23 protein-coding genes and 1 riboswitch are annotated in these 22,302 nt (G+C 68.2%); of the genes, 5 read left to right on the forward strand and 18 right to left on the reverse strand.

What is annotated here, in order from left to right; translation table 11 throughout:
• Window positions 1-2: 2 nt before the first annotated feature.
• The 8 genes from bluB to ON00_RS12645 are packed head-to-tail and all read right to left on the reverse strand — an operon-like array spanning window position 3 to window position 6,420.
• Entirely contained in the window at window positions 3-650 is a 648-nt protein-coding gene (gene bluB / locus ON00_RS12610; RefSeq protein WP_010406243.1) for a 5,6-dimethylbenzimidazole synthase, read from the reverse strand.
• A complete protein-coding gene (cobO, locus tag ON00_RS12615) occupies window positions 647-1,273 on the reverse strand; it encodes a cob(I)yrinic acid a,c-diamide adenosyltransferase (protein ID WP_010406244.1) in 627 nt (208 codons plus the stop codon). The genes bluB and cobO overlap by 4 nt, the downstream gene beginning before the upstream one ends.
• Window positions 1,263-2,027, reverse strand: a complete 765-nt coding sequence (gene cobF / locus ON00_RS12620; RefSeq protein WP_010406245.1) for a precorrin-6A synthase (deacetylating) — start codon at window positions 2,025-2,027, stop codon at window positions 1,263-1,265. Before cobF ends, cobO begins: the two co-directional genes overlap by 11 nt.
• Window positions 2,024-2,746, reverse strand: a complete 723-nt coding sequence (gene cobA, locus ON00_RS12625) for a uroporphyrinogen-III C-methyltransferase (protein ID WP_010406247.1) — start codon at window positions 2,744-2,746, stop codon at window positions 2,024-2,026. Before cobA ends, cobF begins: the two co-directional genes overlap by 4 nt.
• Complete coding sequence (locus ON00_RS12630; RefSeq protein WP_010406249.1) at window positions 2,743-4,059, reverse strand: cobyrinic acid a,c-diamide synthase CobB; 1,317 nt, start codon at window positions 4,057-4,059, stop codon at window positions 2,743-2,745. Before ON00_RS12630 ends, cobA begins: the two co-directional genes overlap by 4 nt.
• Window positions 4,056-4,841, reverse strand: a complete 786-nt coding sequence (gene cobM / locus ON00_RS12635) for a precorrin-4 C(11)-methyltransferase (RefSeq protein WP_010406252.1) — start codon at window positions 4,839-4,841, stop codon at window positions 4,056-4,058. The genes ON00_RS12630 and cobM overlap by 4 nt, the downstream gene beginning before the upstream one ends.
• Window positions 4,838-5,203, reverse strand: coding sequence for a cobalamin biosynthesis protein (locus ON00_RS12640; protein WP_010406253.1), 366 nt, complete (start codon window positions 5,201-5,203; stop codon window positions 4,838-4,840). The genes cobM and ON00_RS12640 overlap by 4 nt, the downstream gene beginning before the upstream one ends.
• Window positions 5,200-6,420 carry a bifunctional cobalt-precorrin-7 (C(5))-methyltransferase/cobalt-precorrin-6B (C(15))-methyltransferase gene (locus tag ON00_RS12645; protein ID WP_010406255.1) on the reverse strand — a complete coding sequence of 407 codons (1,221 nt, stop codon included), beginning with the start codon at window positions 6,418-6,420 and terminating at the stop codon, window positions 5,200-5,202. The genes ON00_RS12640 and ON00_RS12645 overlap by 4 nt, the downstream gene beginning before the upstream one ends.
• Between ON00_RS12645 and ON00_RS12650 the strand changes: the two genes are divergently transcribed.
• The gene (locus tag ON00_RS12650; RefSeq protein WP_010406256.1) at window positions 6,419-7,174 is read left to right on the forward strand and encodes a cobalt-precorrin-6A reductase; all 756 of its coding nucleotides are present in this window, start codon (window positions 6,419-6,421) and stop codon (window positions 7,172-7,174) included. The two genes, ON00_RS12645 and ON00_RS12650, sit on opposite strands and share 2 nt — an antisense overlap.
• Here the strand turns inward: ON00_RS12650 and cobJ are convergent.
• From cobJ to ON00_RS12695, 9 genes are all read right to left on the reverse strand, one after another.
• The gene (gene cobJ, locus ON00_RS12655; protein ID WP_010406258.1) at window positions 7,144-7,902 is read right to left on the reverse strand and encodes a precorrin-3B C(17)-methyltransferase; all 759 of its coding nucleotides are present in this window, start codon (window positions 7,900-7,902) and stop codon (window positions 7,144-7,146) included. The two genes, ON00_RS12650 and cobJ, sit on opposite strands and share 31 nt — an antisense overlap.
• Complete coding sequence (gene cobI / locus ON00_RS12660) at window positions 7,899-8,630, reverse strand: precorrin-2 C(20)-methyltransferase (protein WP_010406259.1); 732 nt, start codon at window positions 8,628-8,630, stop codon at window positions 7,899-7,901. The genes cobJ and cobI overlap by 4 nt, the downstream gene beginning before the upstream one ends.
• A complete protein-coding gene (locus tag ON00_RS12665; protein WP_010406262.1) occupies window positions 8,627-9,256 on the reverse strand; it encodes a precorrin-8X methylmutase in 630 nt (209 codons plus the stop codon). The genes cobI and ON00_RS12665 overlap by 4 nt, the downstream gene beginning before the upstream one ends.
• Window positions 9,256-10,392 (reverse strand): precorrin-3B synthase, encoded by a 1,137-nt coding sequence (locus ON00_RS12670; RefSeq protein ID WP_010406264.1) that lies wholly within the window; start codon window positions 10,390-10,392, stop codon window positions 9,256-9,258. The genes ON00_RS12665 and ON00_RS12670 overlap by 1 nt, the downstream gene beginning before the upstream one ends.
• On the reverse strand, window positions 10,389-13,658 hold the full coding sequence (gene cobN / locus ON00_RS12675) for a cobaltochelatase subunit CobN (RefSeq protein ID WP_010406266.1): 3,270 nt from the start codon (window positions 13,656-13,658) through the stop codon (window positions 10,389-10,391). The genes ON00_RS12670 and cobN overlap by 4 nt, the downstream gene beginning before the upstream one ends.
• Before the next feature lie 9 nt (window positions 13,659-13,667).
• The gene (gene cobW, locus ON00_RS12680; RefSeq protein WP_010406268.1) at window positions 13,668-14,705 is read right to left on the reverse strand and encodes a cobalamin biosynthesis protein CobW; all 1,038 of its coding nucleotides are present in this window, start codon (window positions 14,703-14,705) and stop codon (window positions 13,668-13,670) included.
• 180 nt (window positions 14,706-14,885) lie between these two features.
• Window positions 14,886-15,114, reverse strand: a riboswitch (cobalamin riboswitch).
• 72 nt (window positions 15,115-15,186) lie between these two features.
• Window positions 15,187-16,245, reverse strand: a complete 1,059-nt coding sequence (locus ON00_RS12685) for a HoxN/HupN/NixA family nickel/cobalt transporter (RefSeq protein ID WP_010406270.1) — start codon at window positions 16,243-16,245, stop codon at window positions 15,187-15,189.
• A gap of 123 nt (window positions 16,246-16,368) precedes the next feature.
• The gene (locus ON00_RS12690) at window positions 16,369-17,136 is read right to left on the reverse strand and encodes a glutaminyl-peptide cyclotransferase (protein WP_010406271.1); all 768 of its coding nucleotides are present in this window, start codon (window positions 17,134-17,136) and stop codon (window positions 16,369-16,371) included.
• Window positions 17,133-17,696, reverse strand: a complete 564-nt coding sequence (locus ON00_RS12695; protein ID WP_010406273.1) for a helix-turn-helix domain-containing protein — start codon at window positions 17,694-17,696, stop codon at window positions 17,133-17,135. Before ON00_RS12695 ends, ON00_RS12690 begins: the two co-directional genes overlap by 4 nt.
• 91 nt (window positions 17,697-17,787) lie before the next feature.
• Between ON00_RS12695 and ON00_RS12700 the strand changes: the two genes are divergently transcribed.
• The 4 genes from ON00_RS12700 (at window position 17,788) to ON00_RS12715 (ending at window position 20,946) form a co-directional block, all read left to right on the forward strand.
• The gene (locus ON00_RS12700; RefSeq protein ID WP_029622803.1) at window positions 17,788-18,261 is read left to right on the forward strand and encodes a DUF6456 domain-containing protein; all 474 of its coding nucleotides are present in this window, start codon (window positions 17,788-17,790) and stop codon (window positions 18,259-18,261) included.
• Window positions 18,262-18,282: 21 nt separating this feature from the next.
• Entirely contained in the window at window positions 18,283-19,362 is a 1,080-nt protein-coding gene (locus tag ON00_RS12705) for a DUF2855 family protein (RefSeq protein WP_010406276.1), read from the forward strand.
• A gap of 37 nt (window positions 19,363-19,399) precedes the next feature.
• On the forward strand, window positions 19,400-20,344 hold the full coding sequence (dapF, locus tag ON00_RS12710) for a diaminopimelate epimerase (RefSeq protein ID WP_010406277.1): 945 nt from the start codon (window positions 19,400-19,402) through the stop codon (window positions 20,342-20,344).
• A 71-nt stretch (window positions 20,345-20,415) separates the two neighbouring features.
• Window positions 20,416-20,946 (forward strand): glycine zipper 2TM domain-containing protein, encoded by a 531-nt coding sequence (locus tag ON00_RS12715; RefSeq protein WP_010406278.1) that lies wholly within the window; start codon window positions 20,416-20,418, stop codon window positions 20,944-20,946.
• Between the two features lie 34 nt (window positions 20,947-20,980).
• Here ON00_RS12715 and ON00_RS12720 read toward each other — a convergent pair whose 3' ends face one another.
• Window positions 20,981-22,195 (reverse strand): carbohydrate porin, encoded by a 1,215-nt coding sequence (locus ON00_RS12720; RefSeq protein ID WP_010406279.1) that lies wholly within the window; start codon window positions 22,193-22,195, stop codon window positions 20,981-20,983.
• Between the last annotated feature and the right edge of the window lie 107 nt (window positions 22,196-22,302).

Here is a 22,302-nt window from a genome sequence, read left to right on the forward strand (position 1 = left end):
GGTCATCGTTCAAAAATCCGGTCGTCGACGGGCTCGCGCGCTTGCCAGCCGCGCCGTTCCAGTTCGGGGGTAAGGGAGTCCTCGCTCGGATAGCCGACGCACAGCAGCGCGATCAGCGACCACTGCGTCGGCACGTCGAGCAGTGTGCGCACCGCGTGCGGGTCCACGATCGACACCCAGCCCATGCCGATGCCGCGCAACCGCGCCGACAGCCACAGCGTGTGGATCGCCATCGCGCACGAATAGCGCAGCATTTCGGGCATGGTCGCGATGCCGAGGCCGTGCCCGGCAGCGGGTCGCTCGTCACAGAACACCGCCAGCACTTCGGGGGCCTCGCGCAGGCCGTGCAGTTTCAGCGCGCGATAGCGATCGTGCCGGTCGGTGCCGGTGTAGCGCGCTGCGGCTTTGGCGTTTTGCGCGTCGACATGCGCGGCGAGCGCCGCGCGCAAGGCGGGCGTGCGCACCCGCACGAAGCGCCATGGCTGCGCATTGCCGACCGACGGCACAAGGGCGGCACAGTGCAGGATGTCGCGCAGGTCGGCTTCCGCCACCGCGCGCGGGTCGAAATGCCGCACGTCGCGCCGCCAGCGCAGCACATCGACGAAGCGCGCCTGAAAGGCGGCATCGAAGGCGGGCGGCCCCTCGCTCAAAACTCGATGCCCGCCTGCGCCTTTACGCCCGCGCGGAACGGGTGCTTGACCATCGTCATGTCGGTGACGAGATCGGCCGCGTCGATCAACGCCTCGGGCGCATTGCGGCCGGTGACGATGACGTGTTTCATCGCGGGCTTGGCGGCGAGCACCGCCAGCACTTCGTCGAGCGGCAGATAGTCATAGCGCAAGGCGATGTTCATCTCGTCGGCCAGCACCATGTGATAGGCGGGATCGGCGATCATGCGCTGCACTTCGTCCCACGCGCGGCGGGCGGCGGCGATGTCGCGTGCGCGGTCCTGCGTGTCCCAGGTGAAGCCCTCGCCCATCGGCTTGAACTCGACATTGTCGGGAAAGGCGGCGAAGACGCGCGCTTCCCCGGTCTGCATCGCGCCCTTCACGAACTGCACGACGCCGACCTTCATGCCGTGGCCGATCGCGCGGACGACCATGCCCAGCGCGGCGCTGGTCTTGCCTTTGCCCTTGCCGGTGTGGACGATCAGCAGGCCCTTTTCGCGGGTCTTGTCGGCCATGATCTTGGCTTGCGCGGCCTGCTTTTTGCGCATCTTCTCGGCGTGGCGCGCCTCGATTGCCGCCGCAGCATCTTCGGGTTCAAGCGACATCGGCACCGTCCTTTCGCAAGAGGTAGATATCCATGATCCAGCCATGACGGGCGCGCAGCGCGGCGCGTGCGGCGGCAATGCGCGGCGCGACGGTGGCGAGTGGGCCGTGGAACAGCGTTTCCTCCGCCATCCCCAGATAGGCCCCCCACCAGATCGAAATGCCGTGCGGCTCCAGCACATCGAACGCGCAGCCGCTGTCGAGCATGACGACAACCGTGTCGGCTGCGTCGGGCCAGCCACAGGCGCGCAACAATCGCCCGGTGGTGATGGTGACGGCACCCGCCAGGGCATTGAGCGGGATGGCGTGCGCGGCGGTGAGCAACTGCAGGCTGGTCAGCCCCGGCACGACCCGCACACGAAGCGGCAGGCCGCCCGCCTGCAACCGTTCGGCGATACGCAAGCTGCTGTCATAGAGCGCGGGATCGCCCCAGACGAGCAGCGCCAGCCGCCCGCCGTCCGGCAAATGCACGGCGATCTGCGCGCTCCACGCGGCGGCAATGGCGTCGTGCCAGGCATCGACGGTGTCGGCATAGTCCCCACCGGCATCACGCACCGGCATGTCGAAGGCGACGATCCGCGTCGGCCCGGTCAGCACCCGGGTGCAGATCGCGCGGCGCAGGTCGATCAGGTCCGATTTCGCCTCGCCCTTGCGCGGCAGCAGGATCAGATCGGCGCTGTTCATCGCCTGCACCGCTTGCGCGGTCAGATGGTCGGGATTGCCGGTGGCGATGCCGATCAGGTCGAGATCGATCATGCGTCCTCCATCAACGGGCCAAAGAGGATCAGCGCGGGGGCCGACCCTGCGCCCTTGGTCAGCGCGTCGGCCAGCGTGGCGACCGAACCGCGCGTCATCCGTTGATCGGCATGGCCGACATTTTCGGCCAGCAACGCCGGTGTCTGCGGCGGCAGGCCAGCGGTGATCAGCCGCGCGGCCAGCGCCGGGAAGGTGCGCTTGGGCATGAACACCACGGTCGTCGCGTCGGCATCGGCGAGCGCGGCCAGATTGAGGTCCTGCGGCAGCGCCCCGGTTGCGTCATGGCCAGTGATGAACTGCACGCGCCGCGCCCGCATCCGCCGCGTGAGCGGGATGGCGGCGGCGGCAGCGGCGGCGCTGGCCGAGCTGACGCCGGGAATGATCTCGAAGGGGATGTCCGCCAGCCGCAAGGCTTCGATCTCTTCCTCCAGCCGACCGAAGATTCCGGCATCGCCCGATTTCAGGCGCACCACCCTTCCGCCGGTGGCGGCATGGGCGACGAGCAGGCGGTTCACGTCACTCTGGCTGGGGGAAGGGCGACCCGCGCGCTTGCCGACATCGACCAAGGTTGCCCCCGCGCGGACATGGTCGAGCATCGCGCCCGCAGCCAGGTCGTCGAACAGCACGGCATCGGCCTGTTGCAGCCGCGACAGGCCCTTCAGCGTCAACAACTCAGGGTCGCCGGGGCCTGCGCCGACAAAGGAAACGAAGCCGGTCATGGTGCGGTGGCGATCATGTGAAAGTAGCTGCCGGTGACGCGGCCACGCTGCGAGCCGGTTTCCGCGACCGCTGCGCCATCGGCGTCGGTTACGCGCGCGAGCGGTGCATCGGTCTGCTCGATGACGGTGGAATAATGGAATTCATGCCCGCGCAGCCGCGTGCCCGCCGCCAGGGCTCCCACCGGTGCCGACAGTTCGGCCAGGCGATAGCCCAGATGCATCCGGCGCTTGGCATGGCTGGTGACCAGCCCGAGCAGCCCCGCCATGCGATGCGCCGTGCCGTCTTTGTCGATCAGCGCCGTGCCCAGCACCATATAGCCGCCGCATTCGCCATGAACCGGGCGCGTCTCGGCATGGCGGCGAAGGCCATGGAGAAAGGTTGTGGCGGCGGCGATCGGCCCGGCGTGCAGCTCGGGATAACCGCCGGGTAGCCACACCATATCGGCGGTGGCATCAGGTGCTTCGTCGGCGAGCGGGGAGAAGGGAAGGATTTCCGCACCGGCGCGCCGCCATCCCTCCAGCACATGCGGATAGACGAACGAAAAGGCGGCATCGCGCGCGATTGCGATGCGCTGGGCGGGGGGCGGGGGCAGTCCCGCCCCGTCGCGCGTGTCGGCATGTTCGTGCGAGCGCGCTGCGGCGCAGATCGCGTCGAGATCGGCATGGTCGCGCAGGAAGGCGGCATAAGCGGCGATGGCGGCGTCCAGCGCGGGATGTTCGATCGCCTGCACGAGTCCGAGATGCCGCTCGGGCAAGGTCAAGTCGCCACGGCGCGGCAAGGCCCCCAGTACCGCAATCCCCACCGCTTCCAGTCCGCGCCGTACCAGCCGTTCATGGCGCGGGCTGGCGACGCGGTTGAGGATGACCCCGGCGAGCGGTACAGTGGGATCGAGCAGCTTGAACCCAAGCGCGATCGCTGCCGCAGACTGCGCCTGGCCCGATACGTCGATCACCAGCACGACGGGCCAGCCCATGCGGCGCGCGATATCGGCGCTCGCGCCATTGCCGCTGGCACCGGGTTGGGCAACGCCGTCGTAAAGCCCCATCGAGCCTTCGGCGAGGACGAGATCCGCGCCCGCCGCTTCGCCCGCGATCGTATCGAGCAAACCGCCCGCCATCGCCCAACTGTCGAGGTTGAACGAGGCGCGCCCACTCGCCGCGCGGTGAAAGGCGGGATCGATATAATCGGGCCCGCTCTTAAAGGGCTGTACCACCAGCCCGCGCTCGCTGAGCGCGCGGAGCAGGCCCAGCATCACCGTGGTCTTGCCCGTGCCCGAGGCCGGGGCGGCGATCATCACGCCCGGCACGCTCATTCGGCGGTTTCCGCAAAGCGCGACGTGGCATCCTGCGGCCGGAAGCGCCGGTCATAGCCGTGCGCGTACAGGCTGCTCTCGGCGAAATCTTCGGCCGCCAGCACGCGCCCGACCAGGATCAGCGCGGTGCGTTCCATACTGCCCGCGACCGCCGCCGCGATCGTTGCCAGCGTAGCGCGCACGATCCGCTGATCGGGCCAGCTCGCGCGCCAGACCACCGCCACCGGACAATCCGCGCCGTAGGCCGGGGTAAGATCAGCGACGACGCGATCGAGCGCGTGGATCGACAGATGGATCGCCAGCGTCGCGCCCGTCACCGCGAAATGGGTGAGGCTTTCCGCAGGCGGCATGGTGCTGGCGCGGCCGGGCGTGCGCGTCAGCACTACGGACTGGGCGAGCGCGGGCAGGGTCAGTTCCGTCTCCAGCGCGGCGGCGGCGGCGGCAAAGGCGGGCACGCCGGGCGTGACGGTGACGGGAATGTCCAGCGCGCGCAGGCGGCGCATTTGCTCGCCCATCGCCGACCATAAGGACAGATCCCCCGAATGCAGCCGCGCGACATCCTGCCCCAGCGCATGGGCGGCGGCGATTTCGGCGATGATCGCGTCCAGCTCCATCGGCGCGGTGTTGATGATCCGCGCGCCGGGCGGGCAGTGGCGGAGCACCGCTTCGGGGATGAGCGACCCTGCATAAAGGCATACCGGGCTGGCGGCGATCAGATCGCGCCCGCGCAGCGTCAGCAAATCGGGCGCGCCGGGGCCGGCCCCGATGAAATGAACGGTCATGACAGGGGTCCTTCAGCGATCGCGCAGGTCGCCAGGCGATCGGGCGAAATATGGCGGGGGGCGAGCAGGCGTGCGCCGTTACCCGCGGCACAGAGCGCACTCGCTTCGGCGACGCTGCCGCTGGCGTACGCGGCCAGGCTGGCGGCGGAGTGGGTGGGCGTGATGACGCCGGACAGGGCATCAGGCGACACGGCTCGTAACGGCAGCCCCAAGGCTTCGGCCAGTGGCGAGAGGTGGGCGAGCTTGCCCTGCACCGTGGCAAGATGCGTTACCGCCGGATGGCTCTGCTGCGCCAGCATCAGCGCGGCGCGGAGCGATTCCAATGGTGCCCCGGCGCGAAAGCCGAACCCGGCGACGATCACAGCACGACACTCCATTGCACGACGGGATATTGCGACCGCCACCCGCGCCGATCGCCGAGCGGCGCTGCCTGAGCGAGCTCGATCCGCAGGAGGGTGCCGCCTTTGGCGCGCTGCCAGGTGGCGAGCAGTGCCTCCGATTCCAGCGTCACGGCATTGGCGACCAGCCGCGTGCCGACTGGCAGCCGTGCCCACAGCGCCTCCAGCAGCGCGTGTGAAAGGCCGCCGCCGATGAACACCGCATCGGGGCTCGCGCCTTCGGGCAGAGCGGACGGCGCGGTGCCGATCCGCACGTCGAGCCGGTCTACGCCCAGCGCCCAGGCATTGGCGCGGGCGCGTTCGGCGCGGACCGGATCGGCCTCGATCGCCAGCGCGCGATTGGCCGAGTGCGCCAGCAACCATTCGATCGCGATCGAGCCTGATCCGGCTCCGATGTCCCACAGCGTTTCGCCCGGCCGGGGGGCCAGCGCCGACAGCGTCAGCGCCCGGATCGGGCGCTTGGTGATTTGGCCATCATGGTCGAACAGCGCGTCGGGCAGGCCCGACGCGCGGGGTATTCCCTCGCCGGTGCCCGCGCATTCCACCGCCACCGCGACCGGATGGGCGATATCGGTGAAATCGAGCGTATCGGCCTGCGTTGAACGGATGCGCTCGTCGGGTCCGCCCAGCGCTTCCAGCACGTGCAGCCGCGACGCGCCGAAGCCATAGCCGCGTAGCATAGCTGCCAGCGCCGCAACCGCCGTGCCGTCGCGGACCAGCACCACCAAGCGTGCGCGCGCGGCGAGGTGCGGGCGCATCCGTTCCAACGGCGCGGCATGGAGGCCGAGACAGACGATGTCCTGCAATGCCCAGCCCAGGCGCGCGGCGGCGAGACTGAAGGTGGAGGGCGTTGGATGCGCCACCCATTCATCGCGGGCGAGATGGCGGGTCACGCTGCTGCCCGCCCCGAACCAGAACGGATCGCCCGAGGCCAGCATCACCACTTTCTGCCCGCGATGCGTCAGCAACGGCGCAATGCCGTCGGCAAAGGGCGCTGGCCATTCGATTACGGGGCAGCTAATCGCCGGGAAGAGCGACAGATGCCGGGCCGATCCGATGACCAGCTCGGCCTCTGCCAATGCCATCTGGCTGGCGGGCGAAAGGCTATCCGGGCCCGCCGCCCCGACGCCGACAATCGTCAACCACGGCTGGTGCCGAAGCTGCGGAGCCGTTTCAGCCATGCGCAATGTCCTTCTGCTCGGCGGCACGACCGAGGCGAGCGCGCTCGCGGTACTGCTGGCGGCAAACGGCATTGCGGCCACGCTCAGTTACGCCGGGCGGACGCAATCCCCCCGTCCGCAACCCGTGCCGGTGCGGGTCGGCGGCTTTGGTGGGGTGGCTGGGCTGGTCGCCTATCTGCGCGCGCAGCGGATCACGCATCTGGTCGATGCGACACATCCGTTTGCCGCGACGATGAGCGCCAACGCCATAGCCGCCGCGCGTCTCGCGGGAATTGCCCATATCGCGCTGACCCGGCCCGCCTGGGTGCCGGGCGACGGCGACCGCTGGAGCCATGTCGCCGATAGCGCCAGTGCGGTGGCAGCGCTGGCCGGGCCGCCCCGCCGCGTCCTGCTGGCGCTGGGGCGGATGCACGTGAACGCCTTCGCCGCGCAGCCGCAGCACCATTATCTGTTGCGCTTCGTCGACGTGCCGGATCAGCCACCGCCGCTGCCGCACCACAGCCTGATCGTCGATCGCGGGCCGTTTACCGTCGACGGCGATACCGCAGTGCTGCGCGATCATGCGATCGACCTGGTGGTGTGCAAGAATGCGGGCGGAAGCGGGGCCGAGGCCAAGCTGATCGCCGCCCGACATCTGGGCGTGCCGGTGCTGATGATCGATCGCCCGGTCCTGCCCGAACGGCGCGAAAGCTGCGATCCGGCGGCGGTGCTGGACTGGTTGCTTCATGATAGCGCCGCCGAACGCGGGGTGTAGAGGAACGCGCCGTCCGAACGCGCGATCGTCCGCGTCTGGCTCGAGCCGACGATCACCATCGTGCGCATATCGGCCATATCGGCGCGGGCTTGCCCCAGCGGCACGATCTGCAGATGTTCCTCGGGCGTCGCGACCGCGCGGGCGAACAGCACCGGGCGCGCATCGCCACATGCCGCGCGCAACACCGCCAGCACACGGGCAAACCCCTCGGGTCGGGCTTTCGAGCGCGGGTTGTAGAAGGCCATGGCAAAATCCGCCTCTGCCGCCAGCCGCAGCCGCTTCTCGATCAGCGCCCAGGGCTTGAGATTGTCCGACAGGTTGATCGCGCAGAAATCGTGGCCAAGCGGGGCCCCGGCGCGCGCGCTGGCGGCAAGCATCGCGGTGATCCCCGGCAGGACGCGGATATCGAGGTCGCGCCAGCGTGTCGGGCCTGCTTCGACCGCCTCGAACACGGCCGATGCCATGGCGAACACGCCGGGGTCGCCCGAGGACACCACCACCACCCGCCGCCCCTGCGCCGTCAGGGCCAAGGCGTGAGCGGCGCGGTCCAGCTCCACGCGATTGTCGGAGGGGTGCAGCGTCAACCCCGCGCGCGGTGCAACGCGCGCGACATAGGGGAGATAGCCGATCACATCGCTTGCGCTGGCCAGCGCCGCCGAGACTTCGGGGGTGATCAGCGCCTCGTCGCCCGGACCCAGGCCCGCGATGCAAAGCCAGCCGCTGCTCATGGCCTGCGCCCCTGTCCGTGGATCAGCAGAATCGAGAAATAGGGCGTGACGCTGTCGGCCTCGGCCAGCCGCGTCACTTTCTGCCCCGGCATGGCGGCATGTTCGACCAGCCATGCTGCCTCCGCGCGCCCGGCAGTGGCGACGGCGCGGCGCAGCTTGGCCAGATTGCGCCCGATCTTCATCACCACCAGCGCGTCGGTATCGCGAATCCGGCGGACCAGCTCGTCCTCGGGCAAGGTCGCCATCGCGACCGTCAGCACATCGTCGCCCCAGGTGATCGGCACGTCCGTTGCGGTCCACGCCCCGGCCATGCCGGTAATCCCCGGCACCACCGCCACCGGCACCACGCCCGACAGACGTGCATGCAGATGCATGAACGACCCGTAGAAAAACGGATCGCCCTCGCACAGCACGACCACGTCCGCGCCCGTTTGCGCCAGCGCGGTAAGGCGCGTGCTGCAGTCGGCATAGAAGGCGGCCAGGCAGGCATTGTAGCGCGGGTCGCTCAGCGGGATTTCGGTCGTTACCGGATATTCCATCGCCAGCTCGATCGCGTCGGGGCGCAGCATCCCCTCGACGATGCGCCGGGCCTGTCCGGGTCGTCCGGCCTTGCGGAAATAGGCGACATGGCTCGCGCCGCGCACCAGCCGGTCGGCGCGCACGCTCAACAGGTCGGCCGCGCCGGGGCCGAGCCCGACGCCGTGGATGGTGCCCACCCGCGCGCTCATTCGACGCGGCTCGCGAGTGCGTTGAGCGCGGCAACGGTGATCGCGCTGCCGCCGAGCCGCCCCGCCACCGCGCAGCACGGCACCGGCTGTACCGCCCATAAGGCCGCCTTGGATTCGACCGCGCCGACAAAGCCTACCGGGCACCCGATGATGGCGGCGGGACGCGGACAGTCCGGGTCTTCCAGCATGTTGAGCAAGTGGAACAAGGCGGTCGGGGCATTGCCGATCGCGACCACCGCGCCTGCGAGATGCGGCCGCCACATCTCCAGCGCCGCGGCCGAGCGCGTATTGCCCATCGCCCGCGCGAGATCGGGCACACGCGGATCGTGCAGCGTACACAGCACCGGATTGGAGGCGGGCAAGCGCGCGCGCGTAATCCCCTCGCTCACCATGCGCGCGTCGCACAGGATCGGCGCGCCCTCCGCCAGTGCGGCGCGGGCTGTTTGGACAAAGCTGCCCGAAAAACGGATGTGGGGGGCGAGGTCGACCAGGCCCGAGGCGTGGATCATGCGCACCGCGACCGGTTCTTCCTCGGCGGTAAACCGGGCAAGGTCCGCCTCGGCGCGGATCGTGGCGAAGGACTGGCGATAGATTGCCGCGCCGTCGGTTTCATAGAGGTGCGGCATCACTTGCTTCCAAAATAAGCGAGCAGCGCGTCATGGTTGAGCGCCGTGCGCACCGCCGGAGCCCCGGCGCGCGCGTTGAGGGAAAGATCGTAAAGGCCGTCGCGCCCGGTCACCGTGACGTCAGCGGCGCGTTGTGATGCGCAGCCCTTGGCACAGCCCGACACATGCAGCCGCCCGGCGATCAAAGGGGCCAGGCGGGCGGCGAGGCGGCGGGTTTCGACGCTGGCTTGCGGGCAATATGGGGCACCGGGGCAGGCATCGGCGCGCAGCACGGGGTCGTCTGGGTCCGCCAGCATGGAGTGCGGTGGCGGCAGGTCACGCGGTCCCTCAACCAGTAGCAGCCGCCACGGCGTAAGGCGGAGCGCGGTGACCTCCGACCCCGGCGCGACAAGATCGGCAAGGCTCTCCGCCGTGACTTGGCCGAAGGGCAGGCCCCAGGCCACGCCCCGCACCCATGGCCCCGGCGCAAGCGGCGCGCGCGAGGGGGAGGGCGGCACGGTGCCGATCGCCCAGTCCGGCACTGCCGCCCTGTGCCGCGTCATCCGTCCGGTCGCCGCACCGCCACTGTCGACGAACCACTGCGCCAGCGCGATCAACGCGACGGCCTCGCCACCGCGGGGCACCGCAACCCCGGTTGCACGGCCATCGGCGCGTAGGATCAGCGCCCCATCGACGGCGCGTTCGATGCGGAAATCGCCGGTCTCCCCGCCGAGCGCGCGTGCGGCTCCGGCATCGATGACGAACCCGACCTTGCCGGGCAGCTCGGGTAGGGAGCAGAGGCGCGCGATCAGATCGCAGGCGATGCGGTGGGTGTCGTCGTCCTCCTGCCACTGCGGCGCGACCAGAATCGTCCGCCGCTGTTCCCGTGCGGCATCGGCATCGACCAGATCCAGCGTGATCAAGGTCTGCAAGAGCGGCTGCCAGCCATCTTCCGACACACCGCGAAGCTGGAGGTTGGCGCGCGACGTGAGGTCGATCACGCCGCTGCCATAAGGGATCGCCGCCGCGCACAGCCCGCGCACTTGATCTGCCGTCAACCGGCCAAGCCGGGGCTTTACCCGCACCAGCAGTCCATCGCCCGAGCGCATCGGTCGCCAGGCGTCGGGGCACCAGCCCTTGACGGTGAAGGCGCTCATGCGACCCCCTGCAATTGCGCGAGGATCGAATTGCGGCGCGTCGGCCACAGCCCGGCGGCATGGAGGGCGGCGAAGCGCGCCTCCATCGCCGCCAGCGCACCCGGATTGTCGCGCTCCAGAAACGCCCGCACCTCGGCTTGGCCGAGCGTCGCATCGTAATAAAGGTCGAACAGATGTGGTGGCACGCTGGCCGAGAGGTGGGCGAACGTGCCCAGATGATCGAGCGTCGCCGCCAGTTCTGCCCCGCCGCGAAAGCCGTGCCGCAGCATCCCCGCCACCCAGCCCGGATGCGCGGCGCGCGCGCGCACCACCCGCGCCAACTCCTCGGTCAGCGTGCGCGCAGTCGGGCGGGCGGGATCGCGGTGATCGAGATGATAGAGCGCGACAGAGCCCTGCGTGAGGGCTTTGGCAGCGGCGAACCCCGCCATATGCGCGGCATAGTCGGCGGCCAGCAGCAGGTCGGTTTCGGGCAAGTCCTGGAGATGGACAAAGGCATCCGCTTTCGCGATCCGATCGCGCATCCCGTCCGCATCGGCCCACGTCTGTCCGTTGGGGAGGTCAAGCGGATGCGACGATGCAGCGAGCCAGGCTTCGCCCGCCGCGCGACGCGCATCGTCCGTATAGTGATCGACCGTCTCGCCGAGCCCCACGCCATAAGCGCCTGGCTGCGGCCCATAAACTCGCGCCGTCGCGGTTCGGCCGACAAATGGATTCCAGTCGGCGGGCTCCTCGCGTTCGGCCAGCGCGCGCACGGTTTGCCCGAACAGCACCGGCAGCATGGGGAACGCATCGCGGAACAGCCCGGACACGCGCAAGGTCACGTCGATGCGTGGATGGTCGAGCAGCGCGAGCGGCACGATCTCGATCCCGCTGACGCGCTCGGAAGTGGAATCCCAGACCGGCTTCGCCCCCAGCAGATGCAGCGCCATGGCGAATTCCTCGCCCGCCGTGCGCATTGTCGCCGATCCCCACAGATCGACGATCAGTCCGCGCGGATAGTCGCCATGGTCCTGCAAATGGCGACGGATGAGTTCTCGTGCCAGCACCACGCCCTGTTCGTGCGCCGACCGCGACGGGATCGCGCGCGGGTCGATCGTGTAGAGGTTGCGTCCGGTCGGCAGCACGTTGCTGCGCCCGCGATACGGGGAGCCGGACGGCCCCGCCGCGATGCGCCGACCCGCCAGCGCCGCCAATAGCCCGGCCCGCTCTGCCGCCCCCTGCGGCCCGCGACCGAATATGTGCAGGCCGTCCGTAAACTGGCTCTCCTTCACATCGCAGACGAAGCGATCGATCCGGGTGATCGCCTCGGACAGCGTCGTCGCGCGATCCAGGCCAAGTTCGGCCTCGAGCCCCAGCGCTTCCGCTTCGGCGCGAATATCGGTTTGCAAGCGGTCGCGCCGCGCCGGGTCGAGCCCGTCGGCATTGGAAAATTCGTCGAGCAGCGCCTCGATCCGCCCGAGCCCAGCGCCTGTACCGGACGGGGCCAAAGGCGGCGGGACATGGCCGATCGTGACCGCACCAATGCGCCGCTTGGCTTGGGCTGCCTCGCCGGGATCGTTGACGATGAACGGGTAGATGCAGGGCACAGGCCCGACCAGCGCCTCGGGCCAGCACGCATGCGACAGGGCAACGGATTTGCCCGGCAGCCATTCCAGCGTGCCGTGCGCGCCGACATGCACGATCGCATCGGTCCCAGCCGCGCGCAGCCACAGATAGAAAGCGACATAGCCATGGCGCGGGCAGCGGGTGAGGTCGTGATAGTGCCGATCGCGATCCGCATTATCCCCGCGTTCCGGTTGCAGCGCCACCAGCGTGCGCCCGGCGCGCACCGCCGCGAACCGGAATAGCCCGTCCACCAGTGCCGGGTCGGCTTCGGGTTCGCCCCACGCCGCCGCCAGATCCTGTCGCAAAGCCTCGGGCAACGCCGCCAGCGCGCGGCGATACTCGGTCAGCGGCCAGGTCAAAAAGTCGGAGGGAAGCACCGTGGCAAGGTCGTCGCGCGTCGCGGCGTCATATCCCGCGCTGGCCAGATCGGCCAAAATCGCCTCGGCCGATGCCAGCGCATCCAGCCCGACGGCATGCGCCATTTGATAGGTCTTGCCGGGATAGGTGGAGAGGATCAGCGCCACCTGCCGTTCGCTGGCGGCCTTGGCCGCCAATGCCGTCCAGCCAGCGACTCGGTCTGCAATCGCCGTGATCCGTTCGGGTTCGGCACAATGCGCGGTGCGGGCAAATTCGAGCAGCGGATCGCGCGTGCCCGCTTGCTTGAAACTGGCGAGACCTGCGAACACCCGACCGTCGATTTCGGGCAGCACGACATGCATGGCGAGATCGGCTGGGGACAGTCCGCGCGTGCCGTCCGCCCAGGCCGCCCGTCCGGAGGTGGCCAGCGCCACTTGAAACACCGGCACCCCCGCCGCGTCGAGCGGGGTTTCGCCAGCATCGTCCCGCGCCGAAAATGCCGTCGCGTTGAGGATCGCCACGGGTGCCAGCGTGGCGATCCATGCCGCGATCTGGTCGCGCGTCTGCGGGTGCTTGAGCGACGGTCCGAACAGCGACAGCGTCGCAAAGCCGCGCTGTTCCAACGCGCTATGCAGCGCCGCGAAGGGAGCAAGGTCCTGCGCCGCCAGATAGGCGCGGTAGAAGGCGAGCAGCACCAGCGGCCGATCAGGATCGCGCGCAAACATTGCAGGATCGACCACCCCCAAATCGGGGTGCCATCCGCCCGCGATCGGCAACGGCCTGGGCGCGACCGTGTCGTCCCAGCACAACCCTGCGGCGCGCGCCAGCAGCGCCAGCGCGGCACCACTCGCCTCGGGCCCGCCTTCATCGCAGAGGCGCGCAAGATCCCGCAGCGTCTGCTCCGGCACCGTGGACACAGCGTCCAGGCGCGCGTCAGGTCGGCCATCGGCGGGCAACACCGCGAGTGCGATCCCCTGTGCCCGCGCGAGCCGTTCGACCTGGTGCAGGCCGTAACTCCAATAGGGCATGCCGCCGATCAGCCGGACAAGGACCGCCCGTGCGCTGCTCAGCGTCCGCTCGACATAGGTATCGACCGAAAGCGGATGCCCAAGCGCCGCGAGATTGGCCAGCCGCAGCGATGGCACCGCCTGGCCGGACCTTCGCGCGCTGTGCCACGCGCCCGCGAAGGCACCAAGGTCGCTATCCGAAAAGGACAGGATGACCAGGTCAGCCGGGCTCTGCCCCAGATCCTGCGGGATCGCGGCTTCCTCCAGACCGTGGCTTTCGCGGAACAGGATGTGCACGGTCTGGCCTCAGCCGACCAACACCGTACGCAACGCCTCGCCATCGATATGGTCGCGCTCGGCAATGACGACCAGCGTGGTGCGGCGTGGTTCGCCTGCCTGCCACGGACGATCATAATGGTAGCGCACGCGCGCGCCGACCGCCTGCACCAGCAGCCGCATCGGCTTGCCTGCGACCGCAGCATAGCCCTTCACGCGCAAGATCTGGTGTTGTTGCGCGATTCGTTCGATCCGCGCGGCGAGATCGGCGGGATCGGCGATTTCGCCAATGTCGAGCACGATGCTGTCAAAGTCGTCATGCTCATGATCGTCGTCGCCATCGTGATGCGACGGGCGCGCGGCGATGTCGTCTTCGGCGGCGGCACCGAGCCCCAGAATCACGCGCGGATCGACCACGCCGTCGGTCAGTTCGAGGATGGGCACCGGTCGCGGTGCCTCCGCCATGATGACCGCACGCGCCGCCGCCACGCCGTCTGGGCCGGCCAGATCGGCCTTGGTCAGCAGGACGATGTCGGCACAGGCCAATTGGTCCTCGAACACTTCGGACAGCGGCGTTTCATGGTCGATGCCGGGGTCGGCGGCGCGCTGCGCCTCCAGCGCCGCCAGATCCGGCGCGAAGCGGCCTGCCGCCACCGCCTCGGCATCGGCCAGCGCCACCACGCCGTCGACGGTGATCCGGCTGCGGATCGCAGGCCAGTCGAACGCCTTCAACAAGGGTTTGGGCAAAGCGAGGCCGGAGGTTTCGATCAGGATATGGTCGGGCCGCGGATCGAGCGCCAGCAAGCGTTCGACCGTGGGAATGAAATCGTCGGCGACGGTGCAGCAAATGCAGCCATTGGCCAGCTCGACGATGTTTTCCGCCGGGCAATCGGGAATGGCGCAGCCCTGGAGAATGTCTCCGTCAATGCCGAGCGTGCCGAATTCATTGACGACGACCGCAAGCCGCCGCCCGCCGGCGTTGCGGATCAGGTGCGTAATCAGGGTGGTTTTGCCGGCCCCGAGAAAGCCGGTGACAATGGTGACGGGGATCTTGGAAAGATCGGACATGGTACATCTCCCCGCGCCAGGACGAACACAGGACGGGGCTTGCCGGCGCAACACCGGTCGGCGTGCGCCCCGGACCGACGCGAGAGCGCCCGTGGCCGCACGACCGTGCAGCCCCAGCCGCACAGTTTCGTCGCCCAGACGGAGAAGTACCGTGCCAAGACCATCCCCTGGATCTGGGCAAGAGCGACCGGTGCACTGGCAGGTCTCCTGGCTCACGGGTCACCGTTTGATACGCACCTTCCCAGAGCCCCACCTGCGTGGTTTTCCAGTGGCTGCTCCCGCAAAGGGGAGACTTGCGCATCGCACTATCCGCTTACAGTTGCAGGGACAGCTGTGGATTTGGGAGCACGCTCCCGCACCACATTCCCATTCAAGCCCCTCGCGGGGCACCGGTGCGATCATGAACTCCCGGATTTTGCCGAGAGTTCGCGTGTGGCTTAACCGAGTTCACGGGCAATGCCAATCCGATACGGTGTTCGGGTCAACCCGGCAGGCGGACCTCGATCTCATCGAAGCGCTTCCAGCGATAGATGCCGAAGCTGACGATCCAGCACAGCACGAACAGGCCGATGATCGCAAACCCGATCGTGTTGAACTGCTCGCCCAGCCGCGCCGCCGTCTCCCACGGCCAGCCGACCAAGCCGAGCTTCCCGCCGATCAGCGCCAGCGCCTCGATGCCGCCAATCACGATCGCGACGACTGCTGACATCAGCGTGATCGTGATGTTGTAATAGAGTTTGCGGATCGGCTTGACGAAGGCCCATTCATACGCCCCCAACATGACGACGCCGTCGGCGGTATCGATCAGCGCCATGCCGACCGCAAACAGCAGCGGCAGCACCAGAATGGTGCCGATCGCGGTGCCGTCGGCGGCCTGCTGTCCGGACAGCCCGAGGATCGCGACCTCGGTCGCGGTGTCGAAGCCCAGCCCGAACAGGAAGCCGAGCGGGGCCATGTGCCACGGGCGGTTGACCAAGCGGAACATCGGTCGAAACACCCGCGCCAACAGGCCCCGCCCCGCCAGCAGCAAGTCGATATCTTCATCGACATAGGCACCGCCCGCGCGGACATGGGCAAAGGTCTTCCACACCGCGCGCAGGATGATGAGATTGGTCGCTGCTATCGCGAACAGGAACCCTGCCGACACAATCGTGGCAACCGTTCCGCCAATTTGCTTGAGCTCGGCCATGCTGGCGAGGGCGCTCGCCGTCAGCGCGACCGCGACCGAGGCGATCGCGATGATCCCGGAATGGCCGATCGCGAACCAGAAGCCGGTGGTGACCGGGCGCTGGCCATCCTGCATCAGCTTGCGGGTGACGTTGTCGATGGCAGCGATATGATCGGCATCGACTGCATGGCGCAGCCCCAACCCCCAGGCGAGCAGGGCGGTGCCCAGCATCAGTGGGCGTTCGTGGAACACGCTGAACGCCCAAATCCACGCGCCGACATTCGCCAGGGCCAGGGCCGTGAACAACCAGCCGATGCGACGGCGCAGGCCGTCTTGACGGGGCGGGGACGAAGCTGACGATGCGTGCGTCATACTGAACAGACCCTTTTTCAACCGCTTGGGTCCCGACGCGCGGTCGCCCTTCAGACGCGAATCGCCGCTACCGCCATTTCCTGCTGGATGGCAAGAGCCGCACCAAAACGACGATTGGCCGGATCACGGAGCCTTTGGCCGCGCGATCTCGAACAGTGTCGGCCAGTTTTTGCCCGTCACATAGAGCTTCCGGGCCGCGCGATCATAGGCGATGCCGTTGGCGACCGAATCGGGGTCGGTCATTTGCACCTGCGCCAGAAGCGGGGACAGGTCGATGAAACCAAGCACCTTGCCGCTGACCGGATCGATCCGCGCGATATAGTGCGTCATCCAGATATTGGCGAGCAGCTCGCCATCGACATATTCGAGCTCGTTAATCTGGTCGAGCAAGCGGCCGTTGATCGTCACCGTGACGCGCCGGATAACCTTTTGGGTGACGGGATCGAGAAAGCGCAGCACCGGCGTGCCGTCGGACAGGATCAGGTCGTGTCCATCATCGGTCATCGCCCAGCCTTCGCCGCTATAGCGAAATCCGCCGGTGCGTTTGAGGTCCGGAAGCGACCAGCGGTAGCCCTGCCCGCCATGCCAAGTGACGCTGAACAGGTGTTGCTTCCACGCGACGATGCCTTCGCCAAACAGGTTTGGGGGGAGTTTTACCCGCGCGAGCACCCGTCCACTGGGGAGATCGACGCGGCGAATGTCCGATTGCCCCTCGCGCCCGGTGCTTTCGTAGAGCACGCCGTGGTCGATCAGCAGACCTTCGGTAAAGGCGGTTGTGTCATGCGGATAGCGGTTGAGGATCTGCGCCGTGGTGACGGGCGGCGGCGGTGCCGGGGCGGGAGCCGCGCCTTGCAGGGCGAGGAGCGCGGCGAAGAGCAGGGTGCGGATCATAAAGCGCGAACCAATGTAACGGCGGTGGCGATCCATGGCGGATCGGTGACGACTTGCTGGCGGGCACCGGGGCCGAGCGGGAGCAGGTGGAGCTTTCCGTCCTCGCGCCCGATCAGGCGCGCGAACAGGAAACGGCCTGCCGGGCGCGGGACGAGCACATCGCGGTTGAGCGCCTGGGCGAATTCCGCCGGTGGAATACGCAGGCACCAGATGGTGTCGCCCGCACGATAGTCCCCCACGCCCGCCTGGACCGACACCGCGACATGTTCCGGCACGGGGGCGGGGGGGATGACGGTCGCCGGGCGCTTGGGGGCGTGTGCCCCGCTGGTATCGAGGATCGCGGCGACGGCGATATCGGCGCGGTCGGGCAAGGTGACGAGATCGGCGGCGCGCACGCCAAGCGCTGCGGCGATCCGGTTGAGCCAGCCGACCGATACGGTGCGGGTGCCGGTTTCCAAGCGACCGATCGTCTGCGCGGTGGTGGGCGGCACGCATGCGCGTGCGACATCGTCCAGCGTCATGCCCTTGGCGCGGCGAACTTCACGGATCGCGGTGATCATGTCAGCCCTCTAACCAAATCGGTTTTCGCTGTCCTACATCCGCGCCGCCATGGCAACGCTTTTCGCGAAGGTGCGGCGAGAGGAAATGGTGATGCGGGAACTGGTGGAGCGAGCGATCGATGCGTGCGGCGTGGTGGGCGATGGGGCGGCACCGCGCCCGCATCGGTCGCGGCGCAGCGTTACGGTGCATATTGGCGAATCGCCGCTCGGCTGGCTGCGCGCGCATGGCAAGGTCGATGCGCGGCAGTTCGAGGCGGGCGAGCGCTTGCGAGCCGATTATGAGATGGCGGCACTCGCCCCACGCGTGACGATGCAATGGGCCGCGCGGGTCGATGGCGGCGCGAGCGGGCTCGATCCTACGCTGGCGCAGATCGCCGCCAAACGGCGTTTCGATGCGGCGATGGCGGCGCTGGGCGGCGGTTTGCGCGATGTGGCGTGGCGCGTGGTGTGCGCGGGCGAAGGGTTGCCGGTCGCCGAGCGCGCGCTGGGCTGGCCGCAGCGCGCGGGCCGGCTCGTGCTGACACTGGCGCTCGACCGGCTGGGCGACCATTATGGGCTGGGATGAGGTGAATCACTGGGGGGAAGCATGCCGATCAAGCGCGAGATGATGGTGCGGCGCGATGCGCTGACGCAGGTGGCGATCAACGAGACGCTGGCACCAGAGCCGGGCGAGGGCGAAATCCTGCTGCAAATCGAGGGGTTTGCGGTGACCGCCAATACGGTGACCTACGGCGTGGTCGGCGCGCAGATCGGCTATTGGAATTTCTTCCCCGCGCCCGAAGGCTGGGGGATCGTGCCGGCCTGGGGCTATGCCCGCGTGATCGCCTCGCGCGTTGCAGAGATTGCGGTGGGCGAGCGGGTCTATGGGTTCCTGCCGATGGCGTCGCATCTGATCGTGCAGCCTGGCAAGATTTCGGCCGGCTTGTTCCGCGACATGGCGGCGCACCGCCAGCCGATGAGCGCGGTCTACAACCAGTATCGGCGGCTCCACGCCGACCCCGCGCACGACGCGGCGGCGGAGGATTTGCGGATGCTGTTCGAGCCTTTGTTCCTGACCAGCTTCCTGATCGAGGATGCGCTGCGCCGTGCGGGCTATCACGGCGCCGACACTGCGGTGCTGACCAGTGCATCAAGCAAGACCGCGCTTGGTACCGCTTATGTGCTGCGCGCGCGCAGCCCGCAGCTGCGGCGGATCGGCCTGACCAGCGCGGCGCATGTCGGTTTCGTCGAGAAGACCGGGCTGTATGACGCGGTGCTGGCTTATGATGCGATTGATGCTCTGGCGGGCGTTGGCGCTGCGGTGCTAATCGATTTTGCGGGCAATGCGGGGTTGCTGCACGCGGTCTATACGGCACTGCCCGAGCGCGTGGCGGCGTGCCTGCGCGTGGGCGTGACGCATCATGACACCGGCAGCGAGACCGGGCTGCTGCCGGGGCCGAAACCCGTGTGGTTCTTTGCCCCTGACGCGGCGACGGCGCTGATCGGCGAGATCGGCCAGGACGGGTTCAACGCGGCGGTCGCGGCAGAGTGGAGCGGCTTTGTCGCCACGGCGGCGGGGCTGGTGCAGGTCGAGCATGGCGACGGCGTCGAGGCGTTGCAGCGCATCTGGCGCACGCAGGTGGCGGGGCAGGCCGCGCCGGACACCGGCTTCGTCGTGCGGCTATAGCTATCGTCGCACGGGCCGCGCCGCTAAGAGGGCGGCCATGCAGATCGATTTCATCAAATGCCACGGCTCGGGCAATGATTTTCCGCTGGTGGACGCGCGCGCGCTGACGCTGGACGACGAGAGCTGGGCGCGGATCGCGGTCGCGTTGGCGGATCGGGAGGGGAGTGTCGGCGGTGACGGGCTGTTGCTGCTGACGGCGGGCGATGCGGACCACGCGCTGGGTTTTCGCATGTTCAATTCCGATGGCAGCGAGGCGGAGACGTGCCTCAATGGTGTGCGCTGCGTGGCGCGCGCGGGGTTCGAGGCGCTGGGCATCACCGAAGCGGCGATGCGGTTGCAGACCTCGACCGTCGCAGTGTGGCGCGACCCCGATCTGGCACCGGGTGTGGTGACGATCCGCGAACTGGCGGGGCCGGTCGATCTCGACGTGACGCGCTGGCCGATGGTGGTGGGTGCCGACCGCATCGTCGAGGCACCGATCGCGGCCTTGGGCAGCGCGCGCGCCTTTACCGCCGTCGCCATTCCCAATCCGCATCTGGTGAGCTTTGTCGACACGGTCGATGAGGCGGAGCTGGTCGCGCTCGGCGAGCGCTGCGAGGCGGCACCCGATTGGCTGCCCAACCGCGCCAACGTCTCCTTCGTCGAACTGCGCGGCGACAATGCCGTGTTCGTGCGCACCTTTGAGCGTGGGGTGGGGCTGACCGACAGTTGTGGCAGCGCGATGGCGGCGTCGACCTATGCCGCCTGCCTGACCGGACGGCGGGCGTTTGACAGCGAGATCACCGTGTTCAATCGCGGCGGCATGGTGCGCGCCCAAGCGGGCACCGATGGGATGGTGCGCTTGTCGGGCAATGCCACGTTCGAATGGGCGGGATCGGTCGAGATCGATCTGGCGACACGGACGGCGGGACCGGTCTCGGTAACGCGCCGCCACGACGACGAGGTTGCGGCATGGCGTGGCGTGATCGCGGCGATTGCCTGACGCGATTCTTGCCGCAACCATTGTCGGGGTGCATCGTTGTCGCACCGTAACATGATGGAGTGCCCCCGCAGATGAGCCGTTTTTCCCGTATCGCCCCCGCTTTGGCGATGCTGATCGCTGGATCGTCCTTGGCGACGGTGACCCCTGCGCTGGCGCAGAGCCCGTCCGACGACCGGCGTTTCCAGCAGGCGCAGCAGCGTTTCGACAGCGAACTGGCGATCTTCCGGGCTGAATTCGACCGGTATCAGCAAGCGCGTGCCCGCGGCTATCGCCCGCCGCCGCCTGCATATTACGATCCGCGCCAGGACGATCGCGATGAGGGCGGCTATGACCCTGCACGCTATTACCGGAACGATCCGCGCTATCAGGAGCGGGTGCTGACCAGCGATGACCGGGTCTATCGCGGCAGCGACGGCCAATATTATTGTAAGCGCAATGACGGCACGACCGGGCTGATCGCCGGTGCAATCGGTGGCGGCGTGCTCGGCAATCTGATCGACGGCGGGCATTCGCGCGGGGTCGGTACGATCCTTGGCGCGATTGCTGGTGGCGTGGTTGGCAAGTCGGTCGACCAGAACAACTCGCAGTTGCGCTGCCGCTAATCCCTCTGCGCGCTGGTGCCGGGCCTACGGCGGATCAATGGCGACCGAAGGTCGCGATCATCCGTAGGCCCAGCACCAGCGTATCCCGCTCGCCGCCGTCGGTGCAGGCGCGACGGATATATTGCAGATCAGGCTGGATCGTCAGGAACGGTGCCAGACGATCCTGATAGGTAATCTCAATCCCGTTTTCGGCCGATGCGGCGCGTTCGCCGGTATCGGCCACATTGGCCCGATAGCCGCTCGACAGCAGCCCGTGGGCGAGGCCGAACGATAAACGGCCTTCGGGGCGGCCGGGAACGAGACCCCGGACATGGGCCCCGATCTGAAACCCGCCGCGGAACGGTGTGGTCTTCCCCTCCGACAGCCCGGCGCGCAGGAACAAGGACAGCGCGTGCGCATCCCCGCCCGCGATATGCTGATCGACCAGCAGATAGGCCCCCATTGCGGCGCGGTGGACCGGGTTGCCATCGACATCGACCACATGGATATCGTCCTGCCGCCGCGTGTAGCGCCAAAGGCCGACCGCCAGTTTCCCTCCGCGCGTGCTTCCCGCCTCGGCGATGAGCAGCGCGCCGTCATGCATGGTCAAGTCAACGCCATATTGATCGCCGAGCACGCCCGCGCGCGCATTGACCACGGCAGCGCGCGCATAGCCTGACGTACCGATCGTAACATTCAACCGCGCCATCAGGGCAGTGGAGGGAAAGATCGACGGACCGTTGGGACCGGTCGCGGCCAGTTCCGATCCGACGCCGAAGGCCGGGGCCATCAGGATCGCCGCCCCGTCATTCTGATAGAAATCGGCGTTGAGATCGGCCAGCCCGACCAACAGCGCGGCGCGGCCTCCGGCAAAGGCCTGCTCGATCCAGGCTTCGTACAGTTTGACCCGGCCATCCGCCACTTCGATATTGTCGATCCCCTGCAGCGTACCCGCGGCATCGTTGATGGCGCGGCCCTGATTGCTGAGCAGATGCACCCGCGCTTTGGCACCGTGCCATCCGACCAGGCGCGCGAGATCGGCGTCGGCGGTGAGTTCGAGATTGTCGAGAACGCCGGTCTGGCGCGCCTCGCCACCCGCCGCCACGCCGATCAGATCGAGCACATAGCGACCGTCGAAGGTGATCGGGCGTGGCGCGGGGGCTGCAGTGGGGGCGGGGGCAAGGACGGGATCAGGCGTATCCGTTTGCCCGAACGCTGGGCGCGCACACAGGATTGTCAGGGCCACAACGGAAGCAGAGAGCGCGCGCATCGACTATTTCCCAGACAAGCGGACACCCGCTTCCAAAAATATGATCTATTATAGGATGGTGCAGTCGGGCTTGTGTTGGATGCGACCGACATGCGTGCAGCCTGGCG

This window comes from Sphingomonas echinoides ATCC 14820, from assembly GCF_000241465.1.
GTDB classification, from domain to species: domain Bacteria; phylum Pseudomonadota; class Alphaproteobacteria; order Sphingomonadales; family Sphingomonadaceae; genus Sphingomonas; species Sphingomonas echinoides.

Excerpts from the sequence above, each read along its gene's own strand:
- ON00_RS12630 (WP_010406249.1), bottom strand. The coding sequence starts at position 4,059 with ATGAGCGTGCCGGGCGTGATGATCGCCGCCCCGGCCTCGGGCACGGGC.
- cobA (WP_010406247.1), bottom strand. The coding sequence starts at position 2,746 with ATGACCGGCTTCGTTTCCTTTGTCGGCGCAGGCCCCGGCGACCCTGAG.
- ON00_RS12650 (WP_010406256.1), top strand. The coding sequence starts at position 6,419 with ATGCGCAATGTCCTTCTGCTCGGCGGCACGACCGAGGCGAGCGCGCTC.
- ON00_RS12685 (WP_010406270.1), bottom strand. The coding sequence starts at position 16,245 with ATGACGCACGCATCGTCAGCTTCGTCCCCGCCCCGTCAAGACGGCCTG.
- cobI (WP_010406259.1), bottom strand. The coding sequence starts at position 8,630 with ATGAGCGCGCGGGTGGGCACCATCCACGGCGTCGGGCTCGGCCCCGGC.
- cobF (WP_010406245.1), bottom strand. The coding sequence starts at position 2,027 with ATGATCGATCTCGACCTGATCGGCATCGCCACCGGCAATCCCGACCAT.
- cobJ (WP_010406258.1), bottom strand. The coding sequence starts at position 7,902 with ATGAGCAGCGGCTGGCTTTGCATCGCGGGCCTGGGTCCGGGCGACGAG.
- dapF (WP_010406277.1), top strand. The coding sequence starts at position 19,400 with ATGCAGATCGATTTCATCAAATGCCACGGCTCGGGCAATGATTTTCCG.
- ON00_RS12700 (WP_029622803.1), top strand. The coding sequence starts at position 17,788 with ATGCGGGAACTGGTGGAGCGAGCGATCGATGCGTGCGGCGTGGTGGGC.
- cobM (WP_010406252.1), bottom strand. The coding sequence starts at position 4,841 with ATGACCGTTCATTTCATCGGGGCCGGCCCCGGCGCGCCCGATTTGCTG.
- ON00_RS12665 (WP_010406262.1), bottom strand. The coding sequence starts at position 9,256 with ATGCCGCACCTCTATGAAACCGACGGCGCGGCAATCTATCGCCAGTCC.
- ON00_RS12720 (WP_010406279.1), bottom strand. The coding sequence starts at position 22,195 with ATGCGCGCGCTCTCTGCTTCCGTTGTGGCCCTGACAATCCTGTGTGCG.
- ON00_RS12670 (WP_010406264.1), bottom strand. The coding sequence starts at position 10,392 with ATGAGCGCCTTCACCGTCAAGGGCTGGTGCCCCGACGCCTGGCGACCG.
- cobO (WP_010406244.1), bottom strand. The coding sequence starts at position 1,273 with ATGTCGCTTGAACCCGAAGATGCTGCGGCGGCAATCGAGGCGCGCCAC.
- ON00_RS12690 (WP_010406271.1), bottom strand. The coding sequence starts at position 17,136 with ATGATCCGCACCCTGCTCTTCGCCGCGCTCCTCGCCCTGCAAGGCGCG.
- ON00_RS12695 (WP_010406273.1), bottom strand. The coding sequence starts at position 17,696 with ATGATCACCGCGATCCGTGAAGTTCGCCGCGCCAAGGGCATGACGCTG.
- ON00_RS12645 (WP_010406255.1), bottom strand. The coding sequence starts at position 6,420 with ATGGCTGAAACGGCTCCGCAGCTTCGGCACCAGCCGTGGTTGACGATT.
- ON00_RS12715 (WP_010406278.1), top strand. The coding sequence starts at position 20,416 with ATGAGCCGTTTTTCCCGTATCGCCCCCGCTTTGGCGATGCTGATCGCT.
- ON00_RS12705 (WP_010406276.1), top strand. The coding sequence starts at position 18,283 with ATGCCGATCAAGCGCGAGATGATGGTGCGGCGCGATGCGCTGACGCAG.
- cobW (WP_010406268.1), bottom strand. The coding sequence starts at position 14,705 with ATGTCCGATCTTTCCAAGATCCCCGTCACCATTGTCACCGGCTTTCTC.